General features: G+C 67.1%; 20 protein-coding genes. 7 read left to right on the plus strand and 13 right to left on the minus strand.

The annotated features are described in order from the left end of the window. Window positions 1-150, minus strand: coding sequence for a copper-binding metallothionein MymT (gene mymT / locus BN2156_RS31145; protein WP_090515829.1), 150 nt, complete (start codon window positions 148-150; stop codon window positions 1-3). Window positions 151-254: 104 nt separating this feature from the next. On the opposite strand from mymT, the gene BN2156_RS12215 reads away from it, so the two are divergent. From BN2156_RS12215 to ampC, 3 genes are all read left to right on the plus strand, one after another. Then, window positions 255-1,103, plus strand: coding sequence for an SDR family oxidoreductase (locus tag BN2156_RS12215; RefSeq protein ID WP_090513954.1), 849 nt, complete (start codon window positions 255-257; stop codon window positions 1,101-1,103). 119 nt (window positions 1,104-1,222) lie between these two features. Further along, window positions 1,223-2,011, plus strand: coding sequence for a class I SAM-dependent methyltransferase (locus tag BN2156_RS12220; protein WP_090513957.1), 789 nt, complete (start codon window positions 1,223-1,225; stop codon window positions 2,009-2,011). Between the two features lie 3 nt (window positions 2,012-2,014). Next, window positions 2,015-3,187 (plus strand): class C beta-lactamase, encoded by a 1,173-nt coding sequence (ampC, locus tag BN2156_RS12225; protein ID WP_090513960.1) that lies wholly within the window; start codon window positions 2,015-2,017, stop codon window positions 3,185-3,187. Here the strand turns inward: ampC and BN2156_RS12230 are convergent. From BN2156_RS12230 to BN2156_RS12240, 3 genes are read right to left on the minus strand one after another with little or no spacing between them, the layout of a single operon-like run. Then, entirely contained in the window at window positions 3,184-4,035 is an 852-nt protein-coding gene (locus tag BN2156_RS12230) for an enoyl-CoA hydratase/isomerase family protein (RefSeq protein WP_090513963.1), read from the minus strand. The two genes, ampC and BN2156_RS12230, sit on opposite strands and share 4 nt — an antisense overlap. Before the next feature lie 41 nt (window positions 4,036-4,076). Continuing rightward, window positions 4,077-5,582, minus strand: coding sequence for a DUF7782 domain-containing protein (locus tag BN2156_RS12235; protein WP_162490784.1), 1,506 nt, complete (start codon window positions 5,580-5,582; stop codon window positions 4,077-4,079). Further along, window positions 5,579-6,367, minus strand: a complete 789-nt coding sequence (locus BN2156_RS12240) for an SOS response-associated peptidase (RefSeq protein ID WP_210436602.1) — start codon at window positions 6,365-6,367, stop codon at window positions 5,579-5,581. Before BN2156_RS12240 ends, BN2156_RS12235 begins: the two co-directional genes overlap by 4 nt. 66 nt (window positions 6,368-6,433) lie before the next feature. Here BN2156_RS12240 and aroA point away from each other — a divergent pair, with 66 nt between their 5' ends. The 3 genes from aroA (at window position 6,434) to BN2156_RS12255 (ending at window position 9,599) form a co-directional block, all read left to right on the plus strand. After that, on the plus strand, window positions 6,434-7,735 hold the full coding sequence (aroA, locus tag BN2156_RS12245; RefSeq protein ID WP_162490856.1) for a 3-phosphoshikimate 1-carboxyvinyltransferase: 1,302 nt from the start codon (window positions 6,434-6,436) through the stop codon (window positions 7,733-7,735). 6 nt (window positions 7,736-7,741) lie between these two features. Further along, entirely contained in the window at window positions 7,742-8,722 is a 981-nt protein-coding gene (gene rsgA / locus BN2156_RS12250) for a ribosome small subunit-dependent GTPase A (protein ID WP_090513972.1), read from the plus strand. A 70-nt stretch (window positions 8,723-8,792) separates the two neighbouring features. Further along, entirely contained in the window at window positions 8,793-9,599 is an 807-nt protein-coding gene (locus BN2156_RS12255; RefSeq protein ID WP_090513975.1) for an SDR family oxidoreductase, read from the plus strand. A gap of 12 nt (window positions 9,600-9,611) precedes the next feature. On the opposite strand, the gene BN2156_RS12260 is transcribed toward BN2156_RS12255, so the two are convergent. From BN2156_RS12260 to BN2156_RS12290, 7 genes are all read right to left on the minus strand, one after another. Continuing rightward, window positions 9,612-10,025, minus strand: coding sequence for a hypothetical protein (locus BN2156_RS12260; RefSeq protein ID WP_276021546.1), 414 nt, complete (start codon window positions 10,023-10,025; stop codon window positions 9,612-9,614). A 145-nt stretch (window positions 10,026-10,170) separates the two neighbouring features. Next, window positions 10,171-11,409: a fatty acid desaturase family protein gene (locus BN2156_RS12265; protein ID WP_090513980.1), complete on the minus strand. Its 1,239-nt coding sequence runs from the start codon at window positions 11,407-11,409 to the stop codon at window positions 10,171-10,173. A 68-nt stretch (window positions 11,410-11,477) separates the two neighbouring features. Then, on the minus strand, window positions 11,478-12,614 hold the full coding sequence (locus BN2156_RS12270) for a ferredoxin reductase (protein WP_090513983.1): 1,137 nt from the start codon (window positions 12,612-12,614) through the stop codon (window positions 11,478-11,480). Between the two features lie 58 nt (window positions 12,615-12,672). Then, window positions 12,673-14,085: a metal-dependent hydrolase family protein gene (locus BN2156_RS12275; protein WP_090513986.1), complete on the minus strand. Its 1,413-nt coding sequence runs from the start codon at window positions 14,083-14,085 to the stop codon at window positions 12,673-12,675. A gap of 20 nt (window positions 14,086-14,105) precedes the next feature. Beyond that, window positions 14,106-14,621 (minus strand): DUF6912 family protein, encoded by a 516-nt coding sequence (locus tag BN2156_RS12280; RefSeq protein WP_090513988.1) that lies wholly within the window; start codon window positions 14,619-14,621, stop codon window positions 14,106-14,108. Window positions 14,622-14,630: 9 nt separating this feature from the next. Then, complete coding sequence (locus tag BN2156_RS12285) at window positions 14,631-16,409, minus strand: BCCT family transporter (RefSeq protein ID WP_090513991.1); 1,779 nt, start codon at window positions 16,407-16,409, stop codon at window positions 14,631-14,633. Window positions 16,410-16,481: 72 nt separating this feature from the next. Further along, window positions 16,482-17,891, minus strand: coding sequence for a WS/DGAT/MGAT family O-acyltransferase (locus BN2156_RS12290; protein WP_090513994.1), 1,410 nt, complete (start codon window positions 17,889-17,891; stop codon window positions 16,482-16,484). 456 nt (window positions 17,892-18,347) lie between these two features. Here BN2156_RS12290 and BN2156_RS12295 point away from each other — a divergent pair, with 456 nt between their 5' ends. Then, window positions 18,348-18,830, plus strand: a complete 483-nt coding sequence (locus BN2156_RS12295) for an Rv3235 family protein (protein ID WP_162839218.1) — start codon at window positions 18,348-18,350, stop codon at window positions 18,828-18,830. On the opposite strand, the gene secA is transcribed toward BN2156_RS12295, so the two are convergent. Both secA and hpf read right to left on the minus strand, forming a co-directional pair. Beyond that, on the minus strand, window positions 18,827-21,640 hold the full coding sequence (gene secA, locus BN2156_RS12300; RefSeq protein WP_090513999.1) for a preprotein translocase subunit SecA: 2,814 nt from the start codon (window positions 21,638-21,640) through the stop codon (window positions 18,827-18,829). The genes BN2156_RS12295 and secA overlap by 4 nt on opposite strands. 172 nt (window positions 21,641-21,812) lie before the next feature. Further along, a complete protein-coding gene (gene hpf, locus BN2156_RS12305) occupies window positions 21,813-22,496 on the minus strand; it encodes a ribosome hibernation-promoting factor, HPF/YfiA family (protein ID WP_090514002.1) in 684 nt (227 codons plus the stop codon). Window positions 22,497-22,548 lie beyond the last annotated feature (52 nt).

Below are 22,548 nucleotides of genomic sequence, written 5' to 3' on the forward strand. Positions count from 1 at the left end.
CTATTCGGTGACCGGCACCATGTCAGCGCCGCACGTGCACTTGTAGCTACTTTCGGGGCCTTCGCAATGGCATTCGTTCTCGACGCGGATCCGGCACCCACAGCCCTCGTGAGCACAGGTCAGCACCGTCCCGGTTGGGACAACGCTCATGGCACTCCTCCATTCGTTGTGGCCGATGATCCGGTCCCATCGTCCCTCTCCCATGGCGCTGAACCGGCGGAATCAATACAAATGGGTCGGCCTATCGTGTCCCTATGACTCTGTCCGGGAAGACCATGTTCATCTCCGGCGCCAGCCGCGGCATCGGCCTGGCGATCGCCAAGAAGGCCGCCGCCGACGGCGCCAATATCGCGCTGGTGGCCAAGACCGCCGAACCGCATCCCAAGCTCGAGGGCACCGTCTACACGGCCGCCAAGGAAATCGAGGAGGCCGGCGGGCAGGCCCTGCCCATCGTCGGTGATGTCCGCGACGGCGACTCCGTGGCGGCCGCCGTGGCCAAGGCGGTCGAGCAGTTCGGCGGGATCGATCTGTGCGTCAACAACGCCTCGGCCATCAACCTCGGCTCGATCGAGGAAGTCCCGCTCAAGCGCTTCGACCTGATGAACGGGATCCAGATCCGTGGCACCTACGCGGTGTCGCAGGCCTGCATCCCGCACATGAAGGGCCGGGAGAACCCGCACATCCTCACCCTGTCCCCGCCGATCCGGCTGGAGTCCGAATGGCTCAAGCCGACTGCCTACATGATGGCGAAGTTCGGGATGACGTTGTGCGCGTTGGGTATCGCCGAAGAGATGCGCGACGCGGGCATCGCGTCGAACACGCTGTGGCCGCGCACCCTGGTGGCCACCGCGGCAGTGCAGAACCTGCTCGGCGGTGACGAGGCGATGGGCCGGGCCCGCAAGCCCGACGTCTATGCAGATGCGGCCTACGCGATCTTCAACAAGCCGGCGCGGGAATACACCGGGCAGAGCCTGCTGTGTGAGGACGTGCTGCTGGCCGACGGCGTCACCGATCTGTCCGTGTACGACTGCGTGCCCGGCTCGGACCTCGGCGTCGACCTGTGGGTGGACACCCCCAACCCGCCGGGATACACCCAGCCGTAGTAACCCGGCACCGCGAGCGTGCGGGTCTGCTGCCGACACGCCGCCAAAACACCAACACGTAGCGCGCGCTCGCCAATCGCGAGCGTGCGCTCGGTGTCTGCCCCTCTAGGCTCGTCTACATGCCTGATCCACAACCCACCAACTGGGCGGCCGGCCGCTACCAGGCCGTCGCCGAACGTATCGCCGTGATCGCCGGTGAAGTCGTCGCCGCCGCCGACCGGATACGGCCGGTGCGGGACACCGCGCTGGTCGACCTGGCGTGCGGCACCGGCAGCGCTGCGCTGGCCGCCGCGCAGGCCGGCGCCAAGGTCACCGGCGTGGATCTCACCGCCGAGCTGATCGCCATCGCCGCCGAGCGGCCCGGTGCGGACGCGGTGCAGTGGGTGGTGGCCGACGCCGCACACACCGGCCTGCCCGACGGGGAGTTCGGCACGGTGGTGTCGAATATGGGCATCATCTTTGTCGAACCGACCAGCCTGGTCGCCGAGATCACCCGGCTGCTCGGCCCCGGTGGAATTCTCGCGTTCTCCACCTGGGTCCGCGATGAGGCGGGCAGCCCGTTCTTCACCCCGATCGTCGAAACCCTCGGCCAACCGCCGGCCTCGGTGTACTCGCCCGATCAGTGGGGCGACTACGAGATCGTGCGGTCCCGGCTGTCCGCCGGGTTCGACGACGTGAAATTCGAAACCGGCTCGCACCCCTGGCAGTTCGACTCGGTCGAGTCCGCGGTGCGCTTCATCTCAGACGAGTCGCCGATGCATGTCGACCTGCTGGGCCGGCTCGACGAGGCAACGCGAGACCGTCTGCTGAAAGCGTTCACCGCCGCGCTGAGTGCGGCAACCGACGGCGAGGGCCGCGTCTCCTTCGACGCGCCCTATGCGGTGGTGACGGCCCACCGCAGGGCATGAAACATGCTGTGTGACATCAGGGACAGCACCAAAGCGGCCGCGCTGCTGATCGTCGCAGTCCTTCTCTGTGCGTCCACCGGCACGACCGCTTCCGCGAGTCCCGACACCCTCGCGGCCATTGTGGACCGTGCGTTTCGACCGCTCATGGCCCAGTACGACATACCGGGCATGGCCGTAGCGGTCACGGTCGACGGAGAACAGCGGTACTTCGATTTCGGTGTCGCGGACAAACAGAGCGGCACGCCGGTGACCCGGGACACGATCTTCGAGATCGGCTCGGTCAGTAAGACATTCACCGCCACCCTGGCGTCCTACGCGCACGCGCTCGGGCGGGTCTCGCTGGCTGATCACCCCAGCACCTACATGCCGGAGTTGGCCGGCAGTGCCATCGACAGGGCCGACCTGCTCAATCTGGGCACCTTCACCGCCGGTGGATTGCCCCTGCAGTTTCCGCCCGACATCACCGACGATGCCCAGATGCCCCCGTACTTTCAGCACTGGACACCCGATGCCCCACCCGGGCAACAGCGGCGATACTCCAACCCCAGCATCGGGTTGCTCGGCCACCTCACCGCCCTGGCGATGAACCGTGACTTCAGCGATCTGATCGAACAGCAGGTGTTCCCCAAGCTGCGACTACACCGAAGCTACATCCGAGTGCCGCAAACCGAGATGGACGGTTATGCGTGGGGCTACAACGCCGACAACGAGCCGGTCCGGGTGAACCCAGGCGTTTTCGATGCCGAAGCCTACGGCGTCAAGTCGTCTGCGGCCGACTTGCTCCGCTTCGTCGAGACCAACATCGCGCCCGACGATCTTGAGGCCCCGATGCGCGAGGCTGTCGAGGGCACACATATCGGATATTTCAAGGTGGGCGAGATGACCCAGGGGCTCGGCTGGGAACAGTATCCCTACCCGGTCACCCTCGAGCGACTGTTGGCCGGTAACTCCAGCACCATGGCCATGCAGCCCAACCCGGCGACGTCACTCACTCCTCGGCCCAACGGATCTCCGGCGTTGTTCAACAAGACCGGTTCTACCGATGGGTTCGGCGCCTATGCCGTCTTCGTCCCCGACAAGCGGATCGGTCTGGTGGTGCTCGCCAACAAGAACTATCCGATCGCTGCCCGGGTCACGGCGGCCCACGCTGTCATACAAGAGCTTTCGAACGCCTAGCGCGGACGCGTCCCACCGGACAGCATGGTCTGGACGCTTTCGGCGAATGCCGCGGTGGTGAAACAGGTTGGTTCGGCGAACTCTTCGAGCGTGAGCGCGTCGTTCCAACTGGCGTCGGCCGCGGCGCGCAACAGGGGTTTGGCCATCGCGACCGCGTGCGGCGGCAACGCAGCAACACGCGAGCACCACATGTCTGCCGTGGCGAGCAGCTTGTCGTGGGCGACAACCTCGTGCACCAGGCCCAGCCGCTGTGCGGTTTCGGCGTCGATGTGCTCGCCCTTCAGGTAATAGGCAAGCGCCCCCTGATAGCCGAGTCGGCGGGTCAGCGCCCAGCTGGTGCCGACTTCCGGGATCAATCCGAGCCGTGCGAAGGCCGGCACGATGACGGCCTTCTCACTGGCGATGGTCAGATCGCAGGTGAGTGCCCAGGCGAGCCCGACGCCGGCCGCGGGCCCGTTGAGGGCGGCCACAAAGATGGTGTCCGAGCCGGCGATGAGCCGGGCGATACCGCCGAATTCGCGCCGTATCCAGCGCCATACGTCCGCGGTACCCTCGCCCTCGTGCCGGCTCTCGACGGCCGCGCGCATCATGCGAAGGTCCCCGCCCGCGCTGAAGCCCGGGTCAGAGCCCGTCAGCACCACGGCCCGAATGTCGTTGTCGGCGGCCAGATCTTCCAAGGCCCGGCGCAACTGCCGGACCAGCGGCGCGGACAGGACGTTCAGCCGGTCGGGTTCATCAAGAGTGACAACCGCGCGATCACCGCTACGGTCGACGCGGACCCGCTGTGGAGCTCGCGGGTCGTCCCCGTCGGCCACCATGCTGCGATACAGCGGGATCTCGTCGGCCATGAGAAATACTCTACCAAAACCGAGGAATCCTCTAGAAGTTCTCACTCCGCCTGATAGAGGATCCCGCGACCGATCGCCTCCCGCACCTCCGGCAGTGCGGCCTGCGCCAGCGCGTCAGGGTCCACCCCGTGATGGGCGGCCAGCAGCTGGATCAGGGTGCCCAGAGGCACTTCGCCGCGGCAACCGGCCAGCAACGCCCGCAGCACCTCGTCGACCCCGACGACTGCGGCCGGCCCACCCGGGCGGCGCACCGCGGCGCCGATCTCCTGCCAGCCGTCGGGCCCGGGAAGTGACTGCGCCTCAAGGAAAACCGGGGCCGTGGAAAGCCGGGATGCCAGCAGCGCGTCGTCAGAGGTGTCCCGCAGGTACGCCCGCCGCGCGAAGAACGCGTCCACTTCCGAGCCGGTCAGCGCCTCGTCGGCACCGGTGATCTCCTCGAGAATCTGCTCGGGCGGTTCCCCGTCACGCGGGACCCGCAGCGAGATCATGCCCATGCCGATACCCGCGATGCCCTGCTCGGTGAACCAGTCGAGCCACTGCCCGCCGCGCTGCGCCTGCCGTTCGAGGTCCTCACCGGCGTCGGCCAGCCACAGCGACACATAGCTCACCGGATCGGCCAGTTCCCGCTGCACCACCCAGGCGTGCAGTCCGGTGCCGGCCAGCCAGCCGGAAACGCGGTCACGCCAGTCCTGCCCGTCGCACACGATCCAGTTGGCCATGATGTGTGCGGTACCGCCCGGCAACAGATGATCGCCTACCTGCTCGATCAGGTTCTGGCACAACGCATCTCCGGCCAGGCCCGAGTCCCGGTAGATGTAATCGCGGGCACCCGAGCCCACCACGAACGGCGGATTCGACACGATCAGGTCGAAACGTTCACCGGCCACCGGTTCGAACATGCTGCCCTGCCGGAGATCCCACGACATGCCGTTGAGCCGCGCAGTCACCCCCGCCAGCGTCAACGCCCGCTCATTGGTGTCGGTCGCGACGATCTCGTCGCAGTGCGCGTCCAGATGCAGGGCCTGGATACCGCATCCGGTACCGAGGTCGAGTGCGCGGCCGACGGGATTACGCGTGACGGCACGGGCCAGTGACACCGAGGCCCCGCCGATACCCAGCACATGATCGTGACGCAGCGGCCCACGGCGCACCGCGGCGTCCTGATCGGAGACCACGTAGAAATCCCGCGCCCCGTCGCTGTGCGGACGGATGTCCAGGGCCGCCCGCACCAGGTCACCGTTGAACTCGACGACGCCGTTGTCGGCCAACATCTGCAGGCCTACCGACGGGAACGCCGCCGAGACCGACGCGGGCGTTTCCTCGGTGCCGAGCAACAGCAGGCGCACCAGCACCGCGAGGCGCTGCCGGTCAGCCGGTGCGGCATGGGTCACCCGCAAGACCGGCCACCACACGCCGCGGCTGAGCGCGGCGTTGGCCTCGACACCCAGGAGTTCGGCCACCCCGTCGGTGGTGAACCCCGCCGAGCGCAGGTCGGCACCGATCGCGTCGACAACGCCGGCATCGATGACGGCGACGCCCCCGCTCAAAACAACCCCATCTCTTCGGGCTCGGCCGGCTCGATGAGCTCGGGGCCGTTGTTGCGGACGCTGTTGACCAATCGCGACACCTCCCGGACTGCGATCCGGTCCAGATCGCCGTGGCCGCGCAGCAGCCCCTCGTCGATCGGGGCGTCGGGATCCATCCAGCGGTCCCAGTCCGGCGCACTGATGGTCAGCGGCATCCGGTCGTGGATCTCGGCGAGCGGCCCGGCGGCGTCGGTGGTGATGATCGTGCAACTGAGCAGCGGCGGGGCGTCCTTGGGAGCGCCCTGGGGGCGCCAGGTGGTCCACAGCCCCGCCATGAACAGCAGCTCACCGTCGTCGGCGTACATGTAGAACGGCGTCTTCTTAGAAGATCCAGCCTTCTTTCCGTCACTCCCCGGGTTGGGCTTCCACTCGTACCAGCCGTCCATCGGGATCAGGCAGCGCTTGTTCTTGGCGGAGTTGCGGAACGCCGGTGAGCTGGTGACCTTGTCGGCGCGCGCGTTGATCAGCAACGGCCCCTTGGTGTCCGGGCCGCCGTCCTCGGCGGTTTTCACCCACGGCGGGATGAGACCCCAGCGCATCGACCGGACGCGGCGCGTCGACTCGTCCTCGGGTTCGGTGTGCCGTTTGACGACGCTGCTGATGGTTGTCGTGGGGGCGACGTTGTAATTGGCGCCCGCCACATCCTTGTCCCCGGAGCTCGACGAGCTCGCCGTGCTTTCATCGAGCGCCTGGATTTTCTGCGCCAACAGCGCCGGGTCGGTGGTCACCGCGAAACGTCCACACATAGTGCCCATGGTTGCAGAATCAGCGGACAAGGCAGGATATAGAGCGTGAGCGGACGTCAGGAGCAATTGGAACACTGGTCGGCTCCGTCGACGACGACCCCGGTCGACGCCACGGTGACGGTGCCCGGTTCGAAGTCCCTGACCAACCGCGCGCTCGTGCTGGCCGCGCTGGCCACGGCACAGGGCGCTTCGAAGGTCTATGGCGCGTTGCGGAGCCGCGACACCGATCTGATGATCGACGCCATCCGCACCCTGGGCGTGACGGTTCAACCAGCCGAAGACGACGACACCGAGCTGACGGTCAGCGGCGGCATCGCGCCGGCCGCCGATGCCCGGGTGGACTGCGGACTGGCCGGCACGGTGCTGCGGTTTGTGCCGCCGGTCGCAGCGCTCAGTAACACCGCGGTGACGTTCGACGGAGATGAGCAGGCCCGGTCCCGGCCCATTGCCCCGCTGCTCGACGCGCTGCGCGGCCTGGGCGTTGACGTCGACGGTGACGGCTTGCCGTTCGCGGTGCGCGGCCGCGGAGCCGTGGCCGGCGGAACGGTCGAGATCGACGCCTCGGGCTCCTCACAGTTCGTCTCCGGGCTGCTGCTGTCCGGCGCGACGTTCACCGACGGGCTGACCATCGTGCACACCGGCACCTCGGTGCCCTCGGCCCCGCATGTGGCGATGACGGTGGCGATGCTGCGCGACGCCGGCGTGCAGGTCGACGACTCCGTCCCCAACCGCTGGCGGGTGTCCCCCGGACCGGTGGCCGCACGCGAGTGGAGCATCGAGCCGGACCTGTCCAACTCCACGCCGTTCCTCGCCGCCGCGGTCGTCACCGGCGGCACGGTGCGGATCGCCGGCTGGCCGTCGGTGAGCATCCAACCTGCCGACACCATCCTGGACCTGCTGGCCAAGGTGAATGCCACGGTCCATCAACGTGATTCACACCTGGAAGTCAGCGGCGCCGAAGGCTACGACGGGTTTGACGCCGACCTGCACGACGTCGGCGAGTTGGCCCCCACCGTGGCCGCGCTCGCCGCGCTGGCCCGAGACGGCGCGACGTCGCGGCTGCGGGGCATCGCGCATCTGCGCGGGCACGAGACCGACCGGCTGGCCGCACTGACCACCGAGATCAAGGGCCTCGGCGGCGACTGCGCCGAAACCGAGGACGGCCTGCTCATCACCGCGCGGCCGCTGCACGGCGGCACCTGGCGCTCCTATGCCGACCATCGGATGGCCACGGCCGGCGCGATCATCGGCCTGCGGGTGCCTGGTGTGGAGGTGGAGAACATCGCGACCACGGCCAAGACCCTGCCCGACTTCCCGTTGATGTGGGTACAGATGCTGGCGGGCGACCCGCCTGCGAGGGGGAAGTAAGCCACCTTGGGAGTGCGGGATTACGACGAGTCCGATGTCCGGATCAGGCCGGGCCGCGGTACCCGTCCGCGCACCAAGATCCGGCCGGACCATGCCGATGCCCAGTCGGCCATGGTGGTGACCGTCGACCGCGGCCGCTGGGGCTGCGCCCTGGACCGCGACCCACACCACCGCGTCGTCGCGATGCGGGCCCGGGAACTGGGCCGCACCCCGATCGTCGTCGGCGACGACGTCGACATCGTGGGCGACCTGTCCGGACGGCCCGACACCCTGGCCCGCATCGTGCGCCGCGGTGAGCGGCGAACGGTGTTGCGCCGCACCGCCGATGACGACGATCCGACCGAACGCGTGGTGGTCGCCAACGCTGACCAGCTGTTGATCGTGGTGGCGCTGGCCGACCCGCCGCCACGCACCGGATTCGTCGAACGTACCTTGATCGCCGCCTATGCCGGTGGGCTCAAACCCATTCTGTGCCTGACGAAATCCGACCTGGCCCCGCCGGAACCCTTCGCCGCGCAGTTCGCCGATCTGGACCTCACCATCGTCACAGCCGGCCGCGAGGATCCGCTCGACGTGGTCGCGCCGATGCTGAACGATCAGGTCACCGTGTTCCTCGGGCATTCCGGGGTCGGTAAGTCGACCTTGGTGAATCGTCTTGTCCCGGAAGCGGACCGGGCGACGGGCGAGGTCTCCGGAGTGGGCAAGGGCAAGCACACCTCCACCCAGTCGGTGGCACTGCCGCTGGACGGGACGGGCTGGGTGATCGACACCCCGGGCATCCGCTCGTTCGGCCTGGCCCATATCCAACCCGACGACGTGATCCTGGCGTTCTCCGATCTGGCGGAGACGATCGACGAATGCCCGCGCGGCTGCGGTCACATGGGACCACCCGCCGATCCGGAGTGCGCACTGGACAATTTGTCGGGTCCGGCGGCCGGCCGGGTCGCGGCGGCCCGGCGCCTGTTGGCGGTACTGAAAGAGAGCTGACCGCCACGGGCGTACCGCTGGGCGGCACATCACCCCGATCGGCCCCGGCGCCGCACTATGGTCGCTGATTGTGGCTACTTATGTTCTCACCGGCAGCGCCTCGGGAATCGGCGCTGCGACCAAGAAACGACTGGAGTCGGACGGACATCGGGTGATCGGCGTCGACCTGCGCGACGCTGACGTGAATGTCGACCTGAGCACCCCGGACGGGCGCGCCGAGGCGATCGCGAAGGTCACCGAACTGGCCGACGGCGGGATCGACGGCTTCGTGCCGTTCGCGGGGCTGGCCGCCGCAACGGGCCGTCCGGCGCATCTGCTCATCGCCGTCAACTACTTCGGCGCGATCGAGCTGCTGGAGGGTCTGCGCCCGCTGCTGGCCGGCCGCGAGAACGCGTCGGTGGTGCTGATCAGTTCCAATTCGACCACCACTCAGCCCAATTGGCCGACCGAGCTGGCCGACGCCTGCCTGGCCGGCGACGAGGTGGGTGCCAACACCGTCGCCTCCACCTACGGCGATTTCGGGGCGCTGCAGGCCTATCCGGCGACCAAGGCGGCACTGGCCTACTACGCCCGCACCAAGTCCGCGGAGTACATCGCCGACGGCATCCGGCTCAACGCGATCGCACCGGGGCTGATCGACACCCCGATGACCCAGGAGGGCCGCAAGGACCCGCTGATCGGCGAGGGTATGGAGCAGTTCCTCAAGACCATCCCGGCCGGACGCGGCGGACGCCCCGAGGAGGTGGCCGCGCTGGTGGCGTTCCTGCTCGGGCCGGAGGCGAGCTACTTCGTCGGGTCGGTCATCTTCGTCGACGGCGGCACCGATGCGGCGTTCCGCGGCACGGACTGGCCGAAGGTGTGGGAGATCAACATGTGACGCACGCGGAGGTCAGTGCTTGGCCTTGGCCTGATCCGCCTCGGCCTGCTGCTGCTCTTCTTCGGCCTGCTGCTTGGCCGCCGCGATCGCGGCGCGACCCTCGGGGCTCGCGGCAGAATTGCCCGGCGCCTTGGCCGATGCCACGCCCGCACTGCAGTTGAGGTTGAGCAACACGGTGTCGGTGACCGGTGCGAAGTTGTCGCCCTTGAGCCAGGCCGCTTTCTCCGAGCTGGTCACCACACAGTCGTCGTCGGCCAGTGAATCGCCGGAACGGGTCGCGATGACCCCCTTCATACCGGCGTCGGCCAGCGCCGACTGTGCATCGGAGTACTTCTGCCCGGCGTAGTCGTCGGCCAGGGCGACACCGGTGGCCAACGCGCCCATCGGGACAGCCGAAGCGCCGAGCACCGCGGCGGCCACGAGCATCTTCTTCACGAGCAGAACGATAAGGGCGACGACTGCCAGGACCCTGGGAGTACGTCGGGCAAATGCTTGGAATCCGAAGCCCCGACGCGAAGAAGGTGTCGAGAATTCGAGCGAATTCTCGACACCTTCTTCACATTCGACAGGCTCAGCGTCGGCGCCAGCCCCGCACCGTCGCGATGGCCGTCTTCAGGCCACGACGGCGTCCGGTGTTCGGGTCGGTGACGCCGTACCCTTCGAGCTCGGTGAACATCCGCTCGCTGCGGGTTTCCGGGGCATTGTCGGCCGTGTCCTTCAGGAACCGGTCCGGCAGCGACAGCTTGGCGATGGTGCGCCAGGTCTTGCCGTACTGCACCAGGAACGGTCCCGTGGTGTAGGGCAGGTCGTACTTGTCGCACAGCGCCCGCACCCGGACCGCGATCTCGGCGTACCGATTGCTCGGCAGATCCGGGAACAGGTGGTGCTCGATCTGGTAGCTCAGGTTGCCGCTCATGAAGGCCAGCGCCGGACCCGAGTTGAAGTTGGCGCTGCCCAGCATCTGGCGCAGGTACCACTGACCGCGGCTCTCACCGACCATGTCGGTCTTGGTGAATTTCTCTGCGCCATCGGGGAAATGGCCGCAGAAGATGACCGCGTTCGCCCACACGTTGCGGATGACGTTGGCCACCGCGTTGGCCTTCAAGGTGGACTTGAAGGTCGCGCCGGGCGACAGCGACGTCAGTGCCGGCCACACCACGTAGTCCTTGGCCAGCTGATGGCCGGCCTTGACGCCGAACTCGCGAACGCGCACGAGCGTGGCGTTGCGATTGTCGCGGCCCTTGAAGATCTTGCCGAGCTCCAGGTGCTGCAGCCCCACGCCCCACTCGAAGCCGATCGCGAGAAGGGTGTTGAACAGCAGGTTGCCGTAGAGGTTGAACGGCTTCCACTTGGCATCCCGGGTGACGCGGATGACGCCGTAGCCCACGTCGTCGTCCATCCCGAGGATGTTCGTGTACTTGTGATGCATGAAGTTGTGGGTGAATCGCCAGTGCTTGGATGCCCCACTCATGTCCCACTCCCACGACGAGGAGTGAATCTCGGGATCGTTCATCCAGTCCCACTGGCCGTGCATGACGTTGTGGCCGATCTCCATGTTCTCGATGATCTTGGCCACGCCCAGGGTGATGGTGCCTGCCCACCACGCGGAACGCTTCGAGCTCGCCGCGAGCATGACACGGCCGGCGACGTCCAGGGCACGCTGCGCCGCGATGGTGCGGCGGATGTAGCGCGCGTCGCGCTCACCGCGGGAGTCTTCGATGTCTTGCCGGATCGCGTCGAGTTCGATGCCCAGGTTCTCGATGTCGGCGTCAGTGAGATGCGCGAATGCGGGAACGTCGGTTACTGCCATCGTCAGCCTCCTCTCAATTACCTACGGTAGCGTAACCTACGATGCCGTAGGTTACTAGCCAGTAAAGGCTAGACGTCCAGGACACAGTCGCCGGACGCGGCCGACACACACGTCTGGATCCGGCTGCCCGGATCGTGCTCGACACCGGTGCGCAGATCACGCACATGCCCGTCGACCAGGCCCACCACACACGACTGGCAGATCCCCATCCGGCAGCCGAACGGCATCCGGATCCCGGCCTGCTCCCCCGCGTCCATCAACGGCGTGGCGCCGTCGACAGTGACCTCCTTGCCGCTGCGCTCGAAAGTTACCGTGCCGCCGGCTCCGTGTGGGGCCGCCCGTGACACCGCGAACCGCTCCAGGTGCAGGTGCTCGGCGATGCCGGCGGACGCCCACACCCGTTCGGCGTCATTCAGCATGCCCTCCGGCCCGCATGCCCACGCCTGACGCTCCTGCCAGTCGGGAACAACGTCGCCGATATGTGCCAGATCCAGCCTGCCTTCGGTCCGGGTGCTGCGCAACAGCAGCCGGTAGCCGGGGTGCGCATCGTGCAGTGCCGCCAGCTCCGGGCCGAACATCACGTCGGATTCCGTTGGCGCGGAATGCACATGGACGATGTCGGTGATCTGGTCGCGGCGGACGAGGGTCCGCAGCATCGACATCACGGGGGTGATGCCCGAACCCGCCGTCACGAACAACACCGTCGCCGGCGCCGGATCGGGCATTACGAAGTTGCCCTGCGGCGCGGCCAACCGCACCACGGTCCCCGGCTGCAGCCCGTCGACCAGATGCGCCGACAAGAACCCCTCGGGCATCGCCTTCACCGTGATCGCGATGGTGCGTGCGGATTTCTCCGGCGCCGAGGTCAGCGAATACGACCGCCAGCGCCACCGGCCGTCGATCAGCACACCGATACCGACGTACTGGCCGGGCTCGTAGTCGAACGAGAATCCCCAGCCCGGTTTGATCACCAACGTCGCGGAATCGGACGTCTCCCGCCGCACCTCGACCACCCGGCCACGCAACTCGCGCGCCGACCACAACGGGTTGGCCAGCTTGAGGTAATCGTCAGGCAACAGCGGAGTGGTCACCTGACCGACGACGCGGCGAAGCGCGTTCCAGCCGGGACGCCGCGAGGCGCCGGCGATCGTGGGGCGGACCGTATCGGCCACATTGGCCGAGACCTTGATGGAGTTCTTGGCCATAAACCTACGGTACCGTAGGTTACTGCCTCGTAGCTAGTCGCACGACGGCTCCCGCAGGTCAGGACGCCAAGGTGTTCTTGAACGTTTTCCCGTCCTTCATGATGACTTTGAAATTGCGTTCCGGGTCGGCCACCAGGTCCAGGCGGGCCAACGGGTCGCCGTCGACCAGCAGCAGATCCGCCAGGGCACCCTCCTGCACCACGCCCAGCTTGCCGGCGTACGGACTGCGCTTGCCCGACATCGCCAGCAGTTCGGCGTTGGTCCCGGTGGCCATCGTCAACGTCTCGGCGGGTGAGAACCACTTGCCGAGCCCCGCCAGCAATGCCCCCTGCTTCGGCGCCAGCTGCGGCGAGAACAGGATGTCGGTGCCGAAGGCCGTCTTGAGCTTGTACTTGCGGGCCAGCCGGTAGACGTTGTCGACGCCGTCGACGATCTCCTTGGCCTTGGCGGCCTCGTCGGAGCCCGGCGGGAACGCGCCGATCATCTCGGCCGGGATGGGCTGCGTGCTCAGCCAGATGTTCTTGTCCGCCATCTCTTTTGCCGTCGCCTCATCCATCAGGTGCGCATGCTCGATACACGTGACGCCGGCGCGGATCGCCTGCTGGATGGTCTGCGGGGTGTAGGCGTGCACCGCCACGTAGGTGCCCCAGTTGCCTGCCGCTTCGGTGGCCGCCCGCAGTTCGGGCTCGGTGAAGGTGGTGACATCGAGCGGGCTGTGCGGCGAGGACACCCCGCCGCCGGCGGTCAGCTTGATCTGCGACGCCCCCTGGAACAACTGCTCGCGGGCGCGCATCCGCACCTCGTCGGGGCTGTCGGCGACCATGGCGGCACCGAGCTCCTCCTGGCGCGAATGCGGGTCACCCGGATTGCGCGGAAGGTCCGCGGACGTGCGGAAGTCGCCGTGGCCGCTGGTCACCGTGATGATCGCGCCGGACGGGAAGATGCGCGGTCCGGTGACGACGCCCTCGTCGATGGCCTGCTTGAGACCGAAGCTCGGACCGCCGAGATCGCGGACCGTGGTGAACCCACGCATCAAGGTGTCGTTGGCCTCGGCGCCGGCCAACAGGTTGAGGTACCCGGGATCCAGGGTCGTCAACTGGGTCACCGGCGGCCTCACGAGCATCGTGTGCCAATGGTTGTCGATCAGGCCCGGCATCAACGTCCGGCCGCCGCCGTCGATCACCGTGGCCCCCGGCTCTTCCGGCAGCGCCTCGGCGGAGATCCGCTCGATACGGTTGCCCTTCACCCGCACATTCGACGGCGCCGACAGCCGATCACTGTGGCCGTCAAAGATTTTGACGTTGCGGAAGTCCGTGACAGCCACGCCCGCACCAGGAGCTGCCGGAGGTCGCGCCGACTCGGTCGGGGCGACCGCCTCGGTCGATGCCGGGGGGCCGTCGCCCTCGCCGGCCGAACACGACACACTGGCCAGGACCACAGCCAACGACGCCAACAGCCCGAAAGCGCGCATGAAGATCCTTGTCTCGTCGGCTAGAGCAGTTCGAGCAGGAACGGCAACTCCTGCGGGGCGTACCACGCGAGGTCGTGATCCTGGGCGTCTCCCACCGTGAGTTCGGCGTCCTCGTCCCCCATGTCCGCCTCGTCGATGACCTCGACGGCGGCCAGCACCGCCGGCTCCGCGTCGGCGTTGTCTACATACACCGCGACGACGGCATCGATCGGCAGCGGCCCGGACAACCGCACCACGGCGTCGTCGAGATCGGGACGTACGGTCACCTCGACAGCGGTCCCGGTGTCGGCCACGACCACCGCACGGCGCGGCGGCAATCCCGAATCCGACGACGGATCCGCGCCGGCCAGCAGCCGCAGCGAGGCCAGTGCGGCCTCACGCAACGCCACCTCGGCGAGTTCGTCGTCGTCGCCCTCGGAGTAGGCCTCACGCAACGTCGGGGTGACCGCGAAGGCGGTCCCGTTCACGACGAGCAGGTGCCGGTCGGCGACAAGCTGCTGCAGGGCGACCAGAGTCGTCGGGATGTAGACGCGCACACCGCGACCCTAGCCGCCGTCGGCGTCTTTCCGATCGTCGGCTTGCGGGTCCTTCTCCACCGAAATCACGAAGTCGTCGCCGTGCTGGGTGACGCCGGCGACCACCGCATCGTTGACCGCCTCCAGCGCGTACTCGCGGCGCACCACCAGAGGGTCCCTTCGCAGGTCCCGGACCAGCGCCACCGCGAGCCCGATCATCACCAGCACGAAGGGCACCGCGACGATGATGGTGATCGACTGCAGGCCGTTGAGCGCATCGGCTCCGCCGACCAGCAGCATCACCGCGGCCACCGCGCCGGTGGCGACGCCCCAGAAGATCACCGTGGGCCGGGTCGGTTTGATGGTGCCGCGCTCGGACAGCGAACCCATCACGATCGACGCGGCATCGGCGCCGGACACGAAGAAGATGGCGACCAGCACCATCACGACCACGCTGGTCACCGTCGCGATCGGATACTCGCCGAGCAGGCTGAACAACTGCCGCTCCTGGCTGCCCATACCGGCCAGGTCCACACCGTTCTGCTGCTCGAAAATGGCCGCGCCGCCGAACACACAGAACCAGATCACCGAGACCACACTGGGCACCAGCAGCACGCCCGTCACGAATTGCCGGATGGTGCGGCCACGGGAGATCCGGGCGATGAACATCCCGACGAAGGGGGTCCACGAGATCCACCATGCCCAATAGAAGATGGTCCAGCTCTGCAACCAGGCACTGACCGCATCGCCTTCGGCGCCGGTCCGGGCGGCCATCTGCGCGAGATCTCCGACATAGCTGCCGATGGACGTCGGAATCATGTTCAGCATGAAGATGGTCGGGCCGACCAGGAAGATGAACAGTGCCATCGCGAGCGCCAGCACCATGTTGATGTTGGACAGCCACTGGATACCGCGCGCGACGCCCGACACCGCCGACAGCACGAATGCGACGGTCAGGATCGTGATGATGCCGATCAGGATGGCGTTGCCGGTCTCACCGATGCCCGCGACGATATGCAGGCCGCTGCGGATCTGCAGCGCGCCGAGGCCTAGCGAGGCCGCCGATCCGAACAGCGTGGCAAAGATCGCCAGCATGTCGATCACCTTGCCCCACGGCCCGTTGACCCGTTTGCCCAACAATGGCTCGAATGCCGCCGAGACGAGCTGCAGCCGGCCCTTCCGATACACGCCGTAGGCGATGGTCAGGCCAACCACGGCATAGATCGCCCACGGATGCAGTGTCCAGTGGAACATCGTGGTGGCCATCGCCGTCTCGGCTGCCCGGGGATTGCCCGGTCCGCCGGTTCCCGGCGGCGGCGAGGCGAAATGCGACAGCGGCTCGGACACCCCGAAGAACATCAGCCCGATACCCATCCCGGCGCTGAACATCATCGCCACCCAGGACACCGTGCGGAACTCGGGTTCGTCATCGTCGCGGCCCAGCGGGATATTGCCGTATCGGCTCATCGCCAGCCAGATCACGAACACCACGAAACCGGATGCGGTCAGGACGAACAGCCAACCGACATCGTCCATCACCCAGGCGAGGGCATTGGTCGAGGCGGTGGCGAGCGAATCGGTGCTGACGAAACCCCAGACCAGAAATGCGACGGCGATCGCGGCGGTGACCCCGAACACGACCCAGTCCACGCCGGCGCGCCGGGTGTACGCCTTCTGTTCGACCGGTACATCGAGCACAGGGTGATGCGGCACTACCTCGCCGGTCGGCGACTTCAGCGCCTTCTTTGTTGTTTCCTTGGCTTCTTGCGTGTGCTTGTCGGATCTACTTTTTCGTATCTCAGTGGCCATGGTGAATTCATCAGACCGCGAACCGCGCGCAAGGTCAAATACCTGGAGTATTTGCCAGAGCCTGCCCAGAACCTACTTAGCCGCGTCCAATAACTCTTCAAGGGATTCCCGCAACAGGGTCGGCAGGACATCGACATCGCTCATCGCGTCACGGTCGGCGTTGATCCCGAAATACAGCATGCCGTCGTACGAGGTGACGCCGATGGCCAGAACCTGATTCTGCAGCAGCGGCGGCACCGCATAGGTCTCCAGCAGCTTGGTGCCCGCGATGTACATCTGCTTCTGGGCCCCGGGGACGTTGGTGATCAGCAGGTTGAACAACCGGGCCGAGAAACCCGTCGCCACTCGAATGCCCATGGCGTGCAAGGTCGGCGGGGCAAACCCGGACAGGGTCACGATGGTGCGCGCGTCCACCAGGCTGGCCGCGGTCGGGTGCGATTCGGTGGCATGGGCGATCTGCGACAGCCGCACCACCGCGTTGCCCTCACCGACCGGCAGATCGACCAGGAACGGCGAGACCTCGCTGATGGCCTGCCCCGGCCCCGAGGAATCCAGTTCGGCGTCGGGATAGACCGACATCGGCGCCATCGCCCGCACGGTGGTGGTCGGGGTGACCGGCTCCCCGCGCGACAGCAGCCAGTTGCGCAGCGCGCCGGCCACCACGGCCAGTACGACGTCGTTGATGTCGCAGTTGTAGCGGGCCCGAACCAGCCGGTAGTCCTCCAACCGATGCTGGTCCACCGAGAACCGGCGGTTGCGCGAGACGGTCGTGTTCAGCGGGCTGCTGGGAGCGGTGCCACGGGCCACCGTGCGGGCCACATCGGCGACCCGCCGGCCCACCGCAGCCAGTTCGCTGGCGCTGGTGGCCACCTCGGTCACCGTGTCCCGCAGCGCCGCCAGCTGGCTGGTCGGCCGGGTGATCCACTCCCCGATCGCGCCGAGCACCAACTGACGGTCGCTGGGCTCGCGGGCCGGGATCCAGATGTCCTCGCCGAACTCCGGCGGCTTCTGGGCGCGATCGACGATCACGTGCCCGATCTCGAGCGCGGTCATGCCATTGACCAGCGCCTGGTGCGTCTTGGTGTAGATCGCGATGCGGTTCTTGGTCAGCCCCTCGACCAGGTACATCTCCCACAGCGGCCGGGTGCGGTCCAGAGGCCGGGAGCCCAGGCGAGCGATCAGGTCGTGCAGCTGTGCGTCGCTGCCAGGAGACGGCAGCGCCGAGCGCCGGATGTGGTAGGTGATGTCGAAATCCCGGTCATCCACCCACACCGGCCGGGCCAGGCCCAGCGTCACCTCACGCACCTTCTGCCGGTACCGCGGAATCTGCGGCAAACGGTGCTCGACGGTCTCCAGGAGGGTCTCGTAACTCAGGCCGGCACGCGGCTTGCGAAGGATCGACAAGGACCCGACGTACATCGGCGTAGCGGTGTTCTCCAAGTGGTAGAACGCTGCGTCGGACGCCGACAGTCTGCTCACCATGCGGCGCCAACCTCCCCAACTCGCTCCGCTTGAACCCCGTCACGTTAACTGGCCATTCGGCAACCGCGCATCACGGGTGGTGCCGTGCGTCAATTTCACACCGAAGCCACCGGTATTCATGCCCGATCACCGAGAACCGCCGTCGCCGTGAAGGTTCGGGCGGGACCGGTCCATGACGATCGGGTAGCCATTCCGGCCGCAACCCATGCGTGGCTTCGTCGAGGATGACCGCGCGCAACGTGTCGCGAATTCGCTGTCGCCGAACTCGGCCACCGATTGCGGGTGGTCTCGGCGCCCCGCCGCAACGGAGCCCACCGTTGCCACCGGATCGGTAGACACCAACGATCCCCGGCCGGATTTTCGGTGCTTGCGGCCCGCCGGACCCGTGCGACGATGGACAGGTCTGCACCTCTCCAGCAGATGTCGTCCCCTGATGCCGACCGCTGGAGGTTGCCTGTGCCCACCCCGAAACTCAGTCTGCCGCTGACCGCGCCCGTGATCGACTGTGAGCCGCCCGCACTGCCGCTGGGCCGTATTGCCCCTGGCGTGACGTGCCCGGCACCGACCGTGCTGCACGGCGGCAGCGCGCGCCGGATGCGCCTGATCCCCCCGGAACCGGAACCCCGATTGCAGCCCGGCGCGGCGCAGTTCGCCGACATGGCGCTGCGCCGGGTCCTTGAGGTCGTCGACCGGCGCAGGCCGCCGGCTCAGCTCAAAGCGCTGATGAGCCAACTGCTGATCGACGCCGTCGTCACCGCCGCCAAGTCACACCACCGGACCACAGCGAGCCTGCGCCGGGTCGGGCTGCGCCCGGCAGCCTCACCCGAGGCCGCCGAGCTGTTCGCCACCTACACCCGTGGGGTGCGGGTACGCGCCATCGCCGGCCGCATCGAATTGCGCAGTGGCCGTTGGAGACTCACTGCGCTGCAGCTGGGTTAGCCCTTGCGGTGGGACTTCGAGGGCCGGCCGGTCTTGGCCTGCTTGCGGGCCGCTTCGCGACGCTCACGCCGGGTACCGCCGGCCGGCGCGGAATGCCGTCCGCCACCACCGGAGCGCTGCACCTCCGCGCTACCGTCCTCGGCCGGTCCGGTGTAGGTCAGCGGCGGTGCATCGTTCTCGATGCCCTTGGCACGCAACGCCGGTGCCGGCCGCTCCTTCGTGGCCACCGCACCCGACTCCGCATCGGCCGCCGCGAACTCGGCCAGCCCGCTGGGCGCGGCCACCGGTGCCACGGTCGGCGCCGGCGCGGCCTCGACCTGAACGTTGAACAGGAATCCGACGGACTCCTCCTTGAGCGCGTCGAGCATGCCGACGAACATGTCGTAGCCCTCGCGCTGGTACTCGACCAGCGGGTCGCGCTGCGCCATCGCCCGCAGACCGATGCCCTCCTTGAGGTAGTCCATCTCGTAGAGGTGCTCACGCCACTTGCGGTCGATCACGTTGAGCAGGACGTTGCGCTCCAATTGACGCATGGCGCCCTCGCCGGCCAGTTCCTCGAGTTGCTTCTCGCGCTCGGCGTAGGCGCGGTCGGCGTCGGCGATCAGCGCCTCGAGCAGCTCGTCGCGGGTCAGCTCACCGGGCTCGCCCACCGCATCGGAATCGACCAGATCGTGGTGGTCGATCCCGACCGGGTAGAGCGTCTTGAGCGCGTCCCACAGCTTGGCCAGGTCCCAGTCCTCGGCGTAGCCCTCGGCGGTGGCACCGTCGACGTAGGCGGTGATCACGTCGACGAGCATGTCGTGGGCCTGCTCCTGGAGGTTCTCCCCCTCCAGCAGCATCCGCCGTTCCTTGTAGATGACCTTGCGCTGCTGGTTCATCACCTCGTCGTACTTGAGGACGTTCTTGCGGACCTCGAAGTTCTGCTGCTCGACCTGCGTCTGGGCACTCTTGATGGCCCGGGTCACCATCTTGGCCTCGATCGGCACATCGTCGGGCAGGTTCAGCCGGGTGAGCAGCGACTCCAGCGTCGCGCCGTTGAACCGTCGCATCAACTCGTCGCCCAGCGACAGGTAGAACCGGGACTCACCCGGGTCGCCCTGACGACCCGAGCGGCCGCGCAGCTGGTTGTCGATACGCCGCGACTCGTGGCGCTCGGTGCCCAGCACGTACAGCCCGCCGGCCTCGGTGACCTTCTCGGCCTCCTTGCTTGCCTCTTGCTTGATGGCCGTGAGGGTGTCTTCCCATGCGGCCTCGTACTCCTCCGGGGTCTCCACCGGGTCCAGGCCCTTTTCGCGCAGCCGCTTGTCGGCCAGGAAGTCGGCGTTGCCGCCGAGCACGATGTCCGTACCACGACCGGCCATGTTGGTGGCGACGGTGATGGCGCCGAGCCGGCCGGCCTCGGCGATGATGTTCGCCTCCTGCTCGTGGTACTTGGCGTTCAGCACGTTGTGCGGAATCTTGCGCTTGGTGAACTGACGCGACAGGTACTCGGAGCGCTCGACGCTGGTGGTACCGATCAGCACCGGCTGACCCTTTTCATAGCGCTCGGCCACGTCGTCGACGACGGCGATGTACTTGGCTTCTTCGGTCTTGTAGATCAGGTCGGACTGATCCTGACGGACCATCGGCCGGTTCGTCGGGATCGGCACCACACCGAGCTTGTAGATCTCGTGCAGCTCGGCGGCCTCGGTCTCGGCCGTACCGGTCATGCCCGAGAGTTTGTTGTAGAGGCGGAAGTAGTTCTGCAGCGTGATGGTGGCCAGAGTCTGGTTCTCGGCCTTGATCTCGACGTGTTCCTTGGCCTCGATGGCCTGGTGCATGCCCTCGTTGTAGCGGCGGCCCAGCAGCACACGGCCGGTGAACTCGTCGACGATGAGCACCTCGCCGTCGCGGACGATGTAGTCCTTGTCGCGCTGGAACAGCTCCTTGGCCTTGATGGCGTTGTTGAGGTAGCTGACCAGCGGCGAGTTGGCGGCCTCGTAGAGGTTCTCGATGCCCAGCTGGTCCTCGACGAACTCCACACCCAGCTCGTGCACACCGATGGTGCGCTTGCGGATGTCGACCTCGTAGTGGACGTCCTTCTCCATCAGCGGCGCGAGCCGGGCGAACTCGGAGTACCAGTTCGATGCGCCGTCGGCCGGGCCCGAGATGATCAGCGGGGTACGGGCCTCGTCGATCAGGATCGAGTCGACCTCATCCACGATCGCGAAGTTGTGGCCACGCTGCACCATGTCCTCGACCGAGTGCGCCATGTTGTCGCGCAGGTAGTCGAAGCCGAACTCGTTGTTGGTGCCGTAGGTGATGTCGGCGGCATACGCGGCCCGGCGCTCTTCGGGGGTGAGCCCGGACAGGATCACGCCCACGTCCAGCCCCAGGAACCGGTGCACGCGGCCCATCCACTCACTGTCGCGTTTGGCCAGGTAGTCGTTGACCGTGACGACGTGCACGCCCTTGCCGCTCAGCGCGTTGAGGTAGGCGGGCAGCACCGCGGTCAGGGTCTTGCCCTCACCGGTCTTCATCTCGGCGACGTTGCCGAAGTGCAGGGCCGCCCCGCCCATGATCTGGACCTCGAAGTGCTTCTGGGACAGCACGCGCCAGGCGGCTTCGCGAGCGACGGCGAACGCCTCGGGCAGCAGGTCGTCGAGGTCCTCCCCGTCGGCGATCCGCTTCTTGAACTCGTCGGTCTTGGCTCGCAGCTCAGCGTCCGAGAGCTTCTCCATGTCGTCGGACAAGGTGTCGACATAGTCGGCCACCTTCTTGAGGCGCTTGACCATGCGGCCTTCACCGAGACGGAGCAACTTCGACAGCACGCTATTTCCCCTGTGGGTTCGATGGATCCCGGTGGTGGGATCGTTCGGGCTTAGTTGGCCTCCATCGTAGGTGACCGGTCGAAGTCGCTGGTTCTGCTGGCGCGAAGACACAAAATCGCACCCCGGATTGCTCCGAGGTGCGATTTCGTTTCTCGTGGCAGCCGGCGGACGGCTACGCCAGGCGGATCAGCCCGTAGTCGTAGGCATGGCGGCGGTACACCACCGACGGCCGGTCGCTCTCCTTGTCGTGGAACAGGAAGAAATCGTGGCCGACCAGCTCCATCTCGTAGAGGGCGTCGTCGACGGTCATCGGCTTCGCCGGGTGTTCCTTGGTCCGCACGATCCGGCCCGGCTCATGGTCGTCGAGACCATCGTGGGCGGGAGCCGCATCGTCGGACACCGGCGCGGTGTCGAACAGAGTCTCGTGCGCGGTGGCTTCGGCCAGCGAGACGGGGGTCTTGTCGCCGTAGTGGATCTTGCGGCGGTCCTTGCTCTTGCGCAGCCTGCTCTCGAGTTTGCCTGCCGCTGATTCCAGGGCGGCGTAGAAGCTGTCGGCGCAGGCCTCGCCGCGCACCACCGGGCCGCGGCCGCGGGCCGTGATCTCGACGTGCTGGCAGTTCTTGCGTTGACGGCGGTTGCGTTCGTGGTCGAGCTCGACGTCGAACAGGTAGATGGTGCGGTCGAACCGCTCCAGGCGCGACAACTTCTCCGAGACGTAGATACGGAAATGGTCTGGAACTTCGACGTTTCGACCTTTGACCACAACCTCTGCGTTCGGCTCCGGGGTGGTGTCGCCGACTTTCTCGTCGGGGTCGACCACCATGGTGGCGCTTGTTTCCGGGGAATGGGTTGACATACTCGGCAACTCGTTTCTCTCAGTTGTCACACGCATCGCGCGTGCCCTACTT

Origin of the sequence: Mycolicibacterium neworleansense, assembly GCF_001245615.1 — a bacterium.
Lineage (GTDB): Bacteria > Actinomycetota > Actinomycetes > Mycobacteriales > Mycobacteriaceae > Mycobacterium > Mycobacterium neworleansense.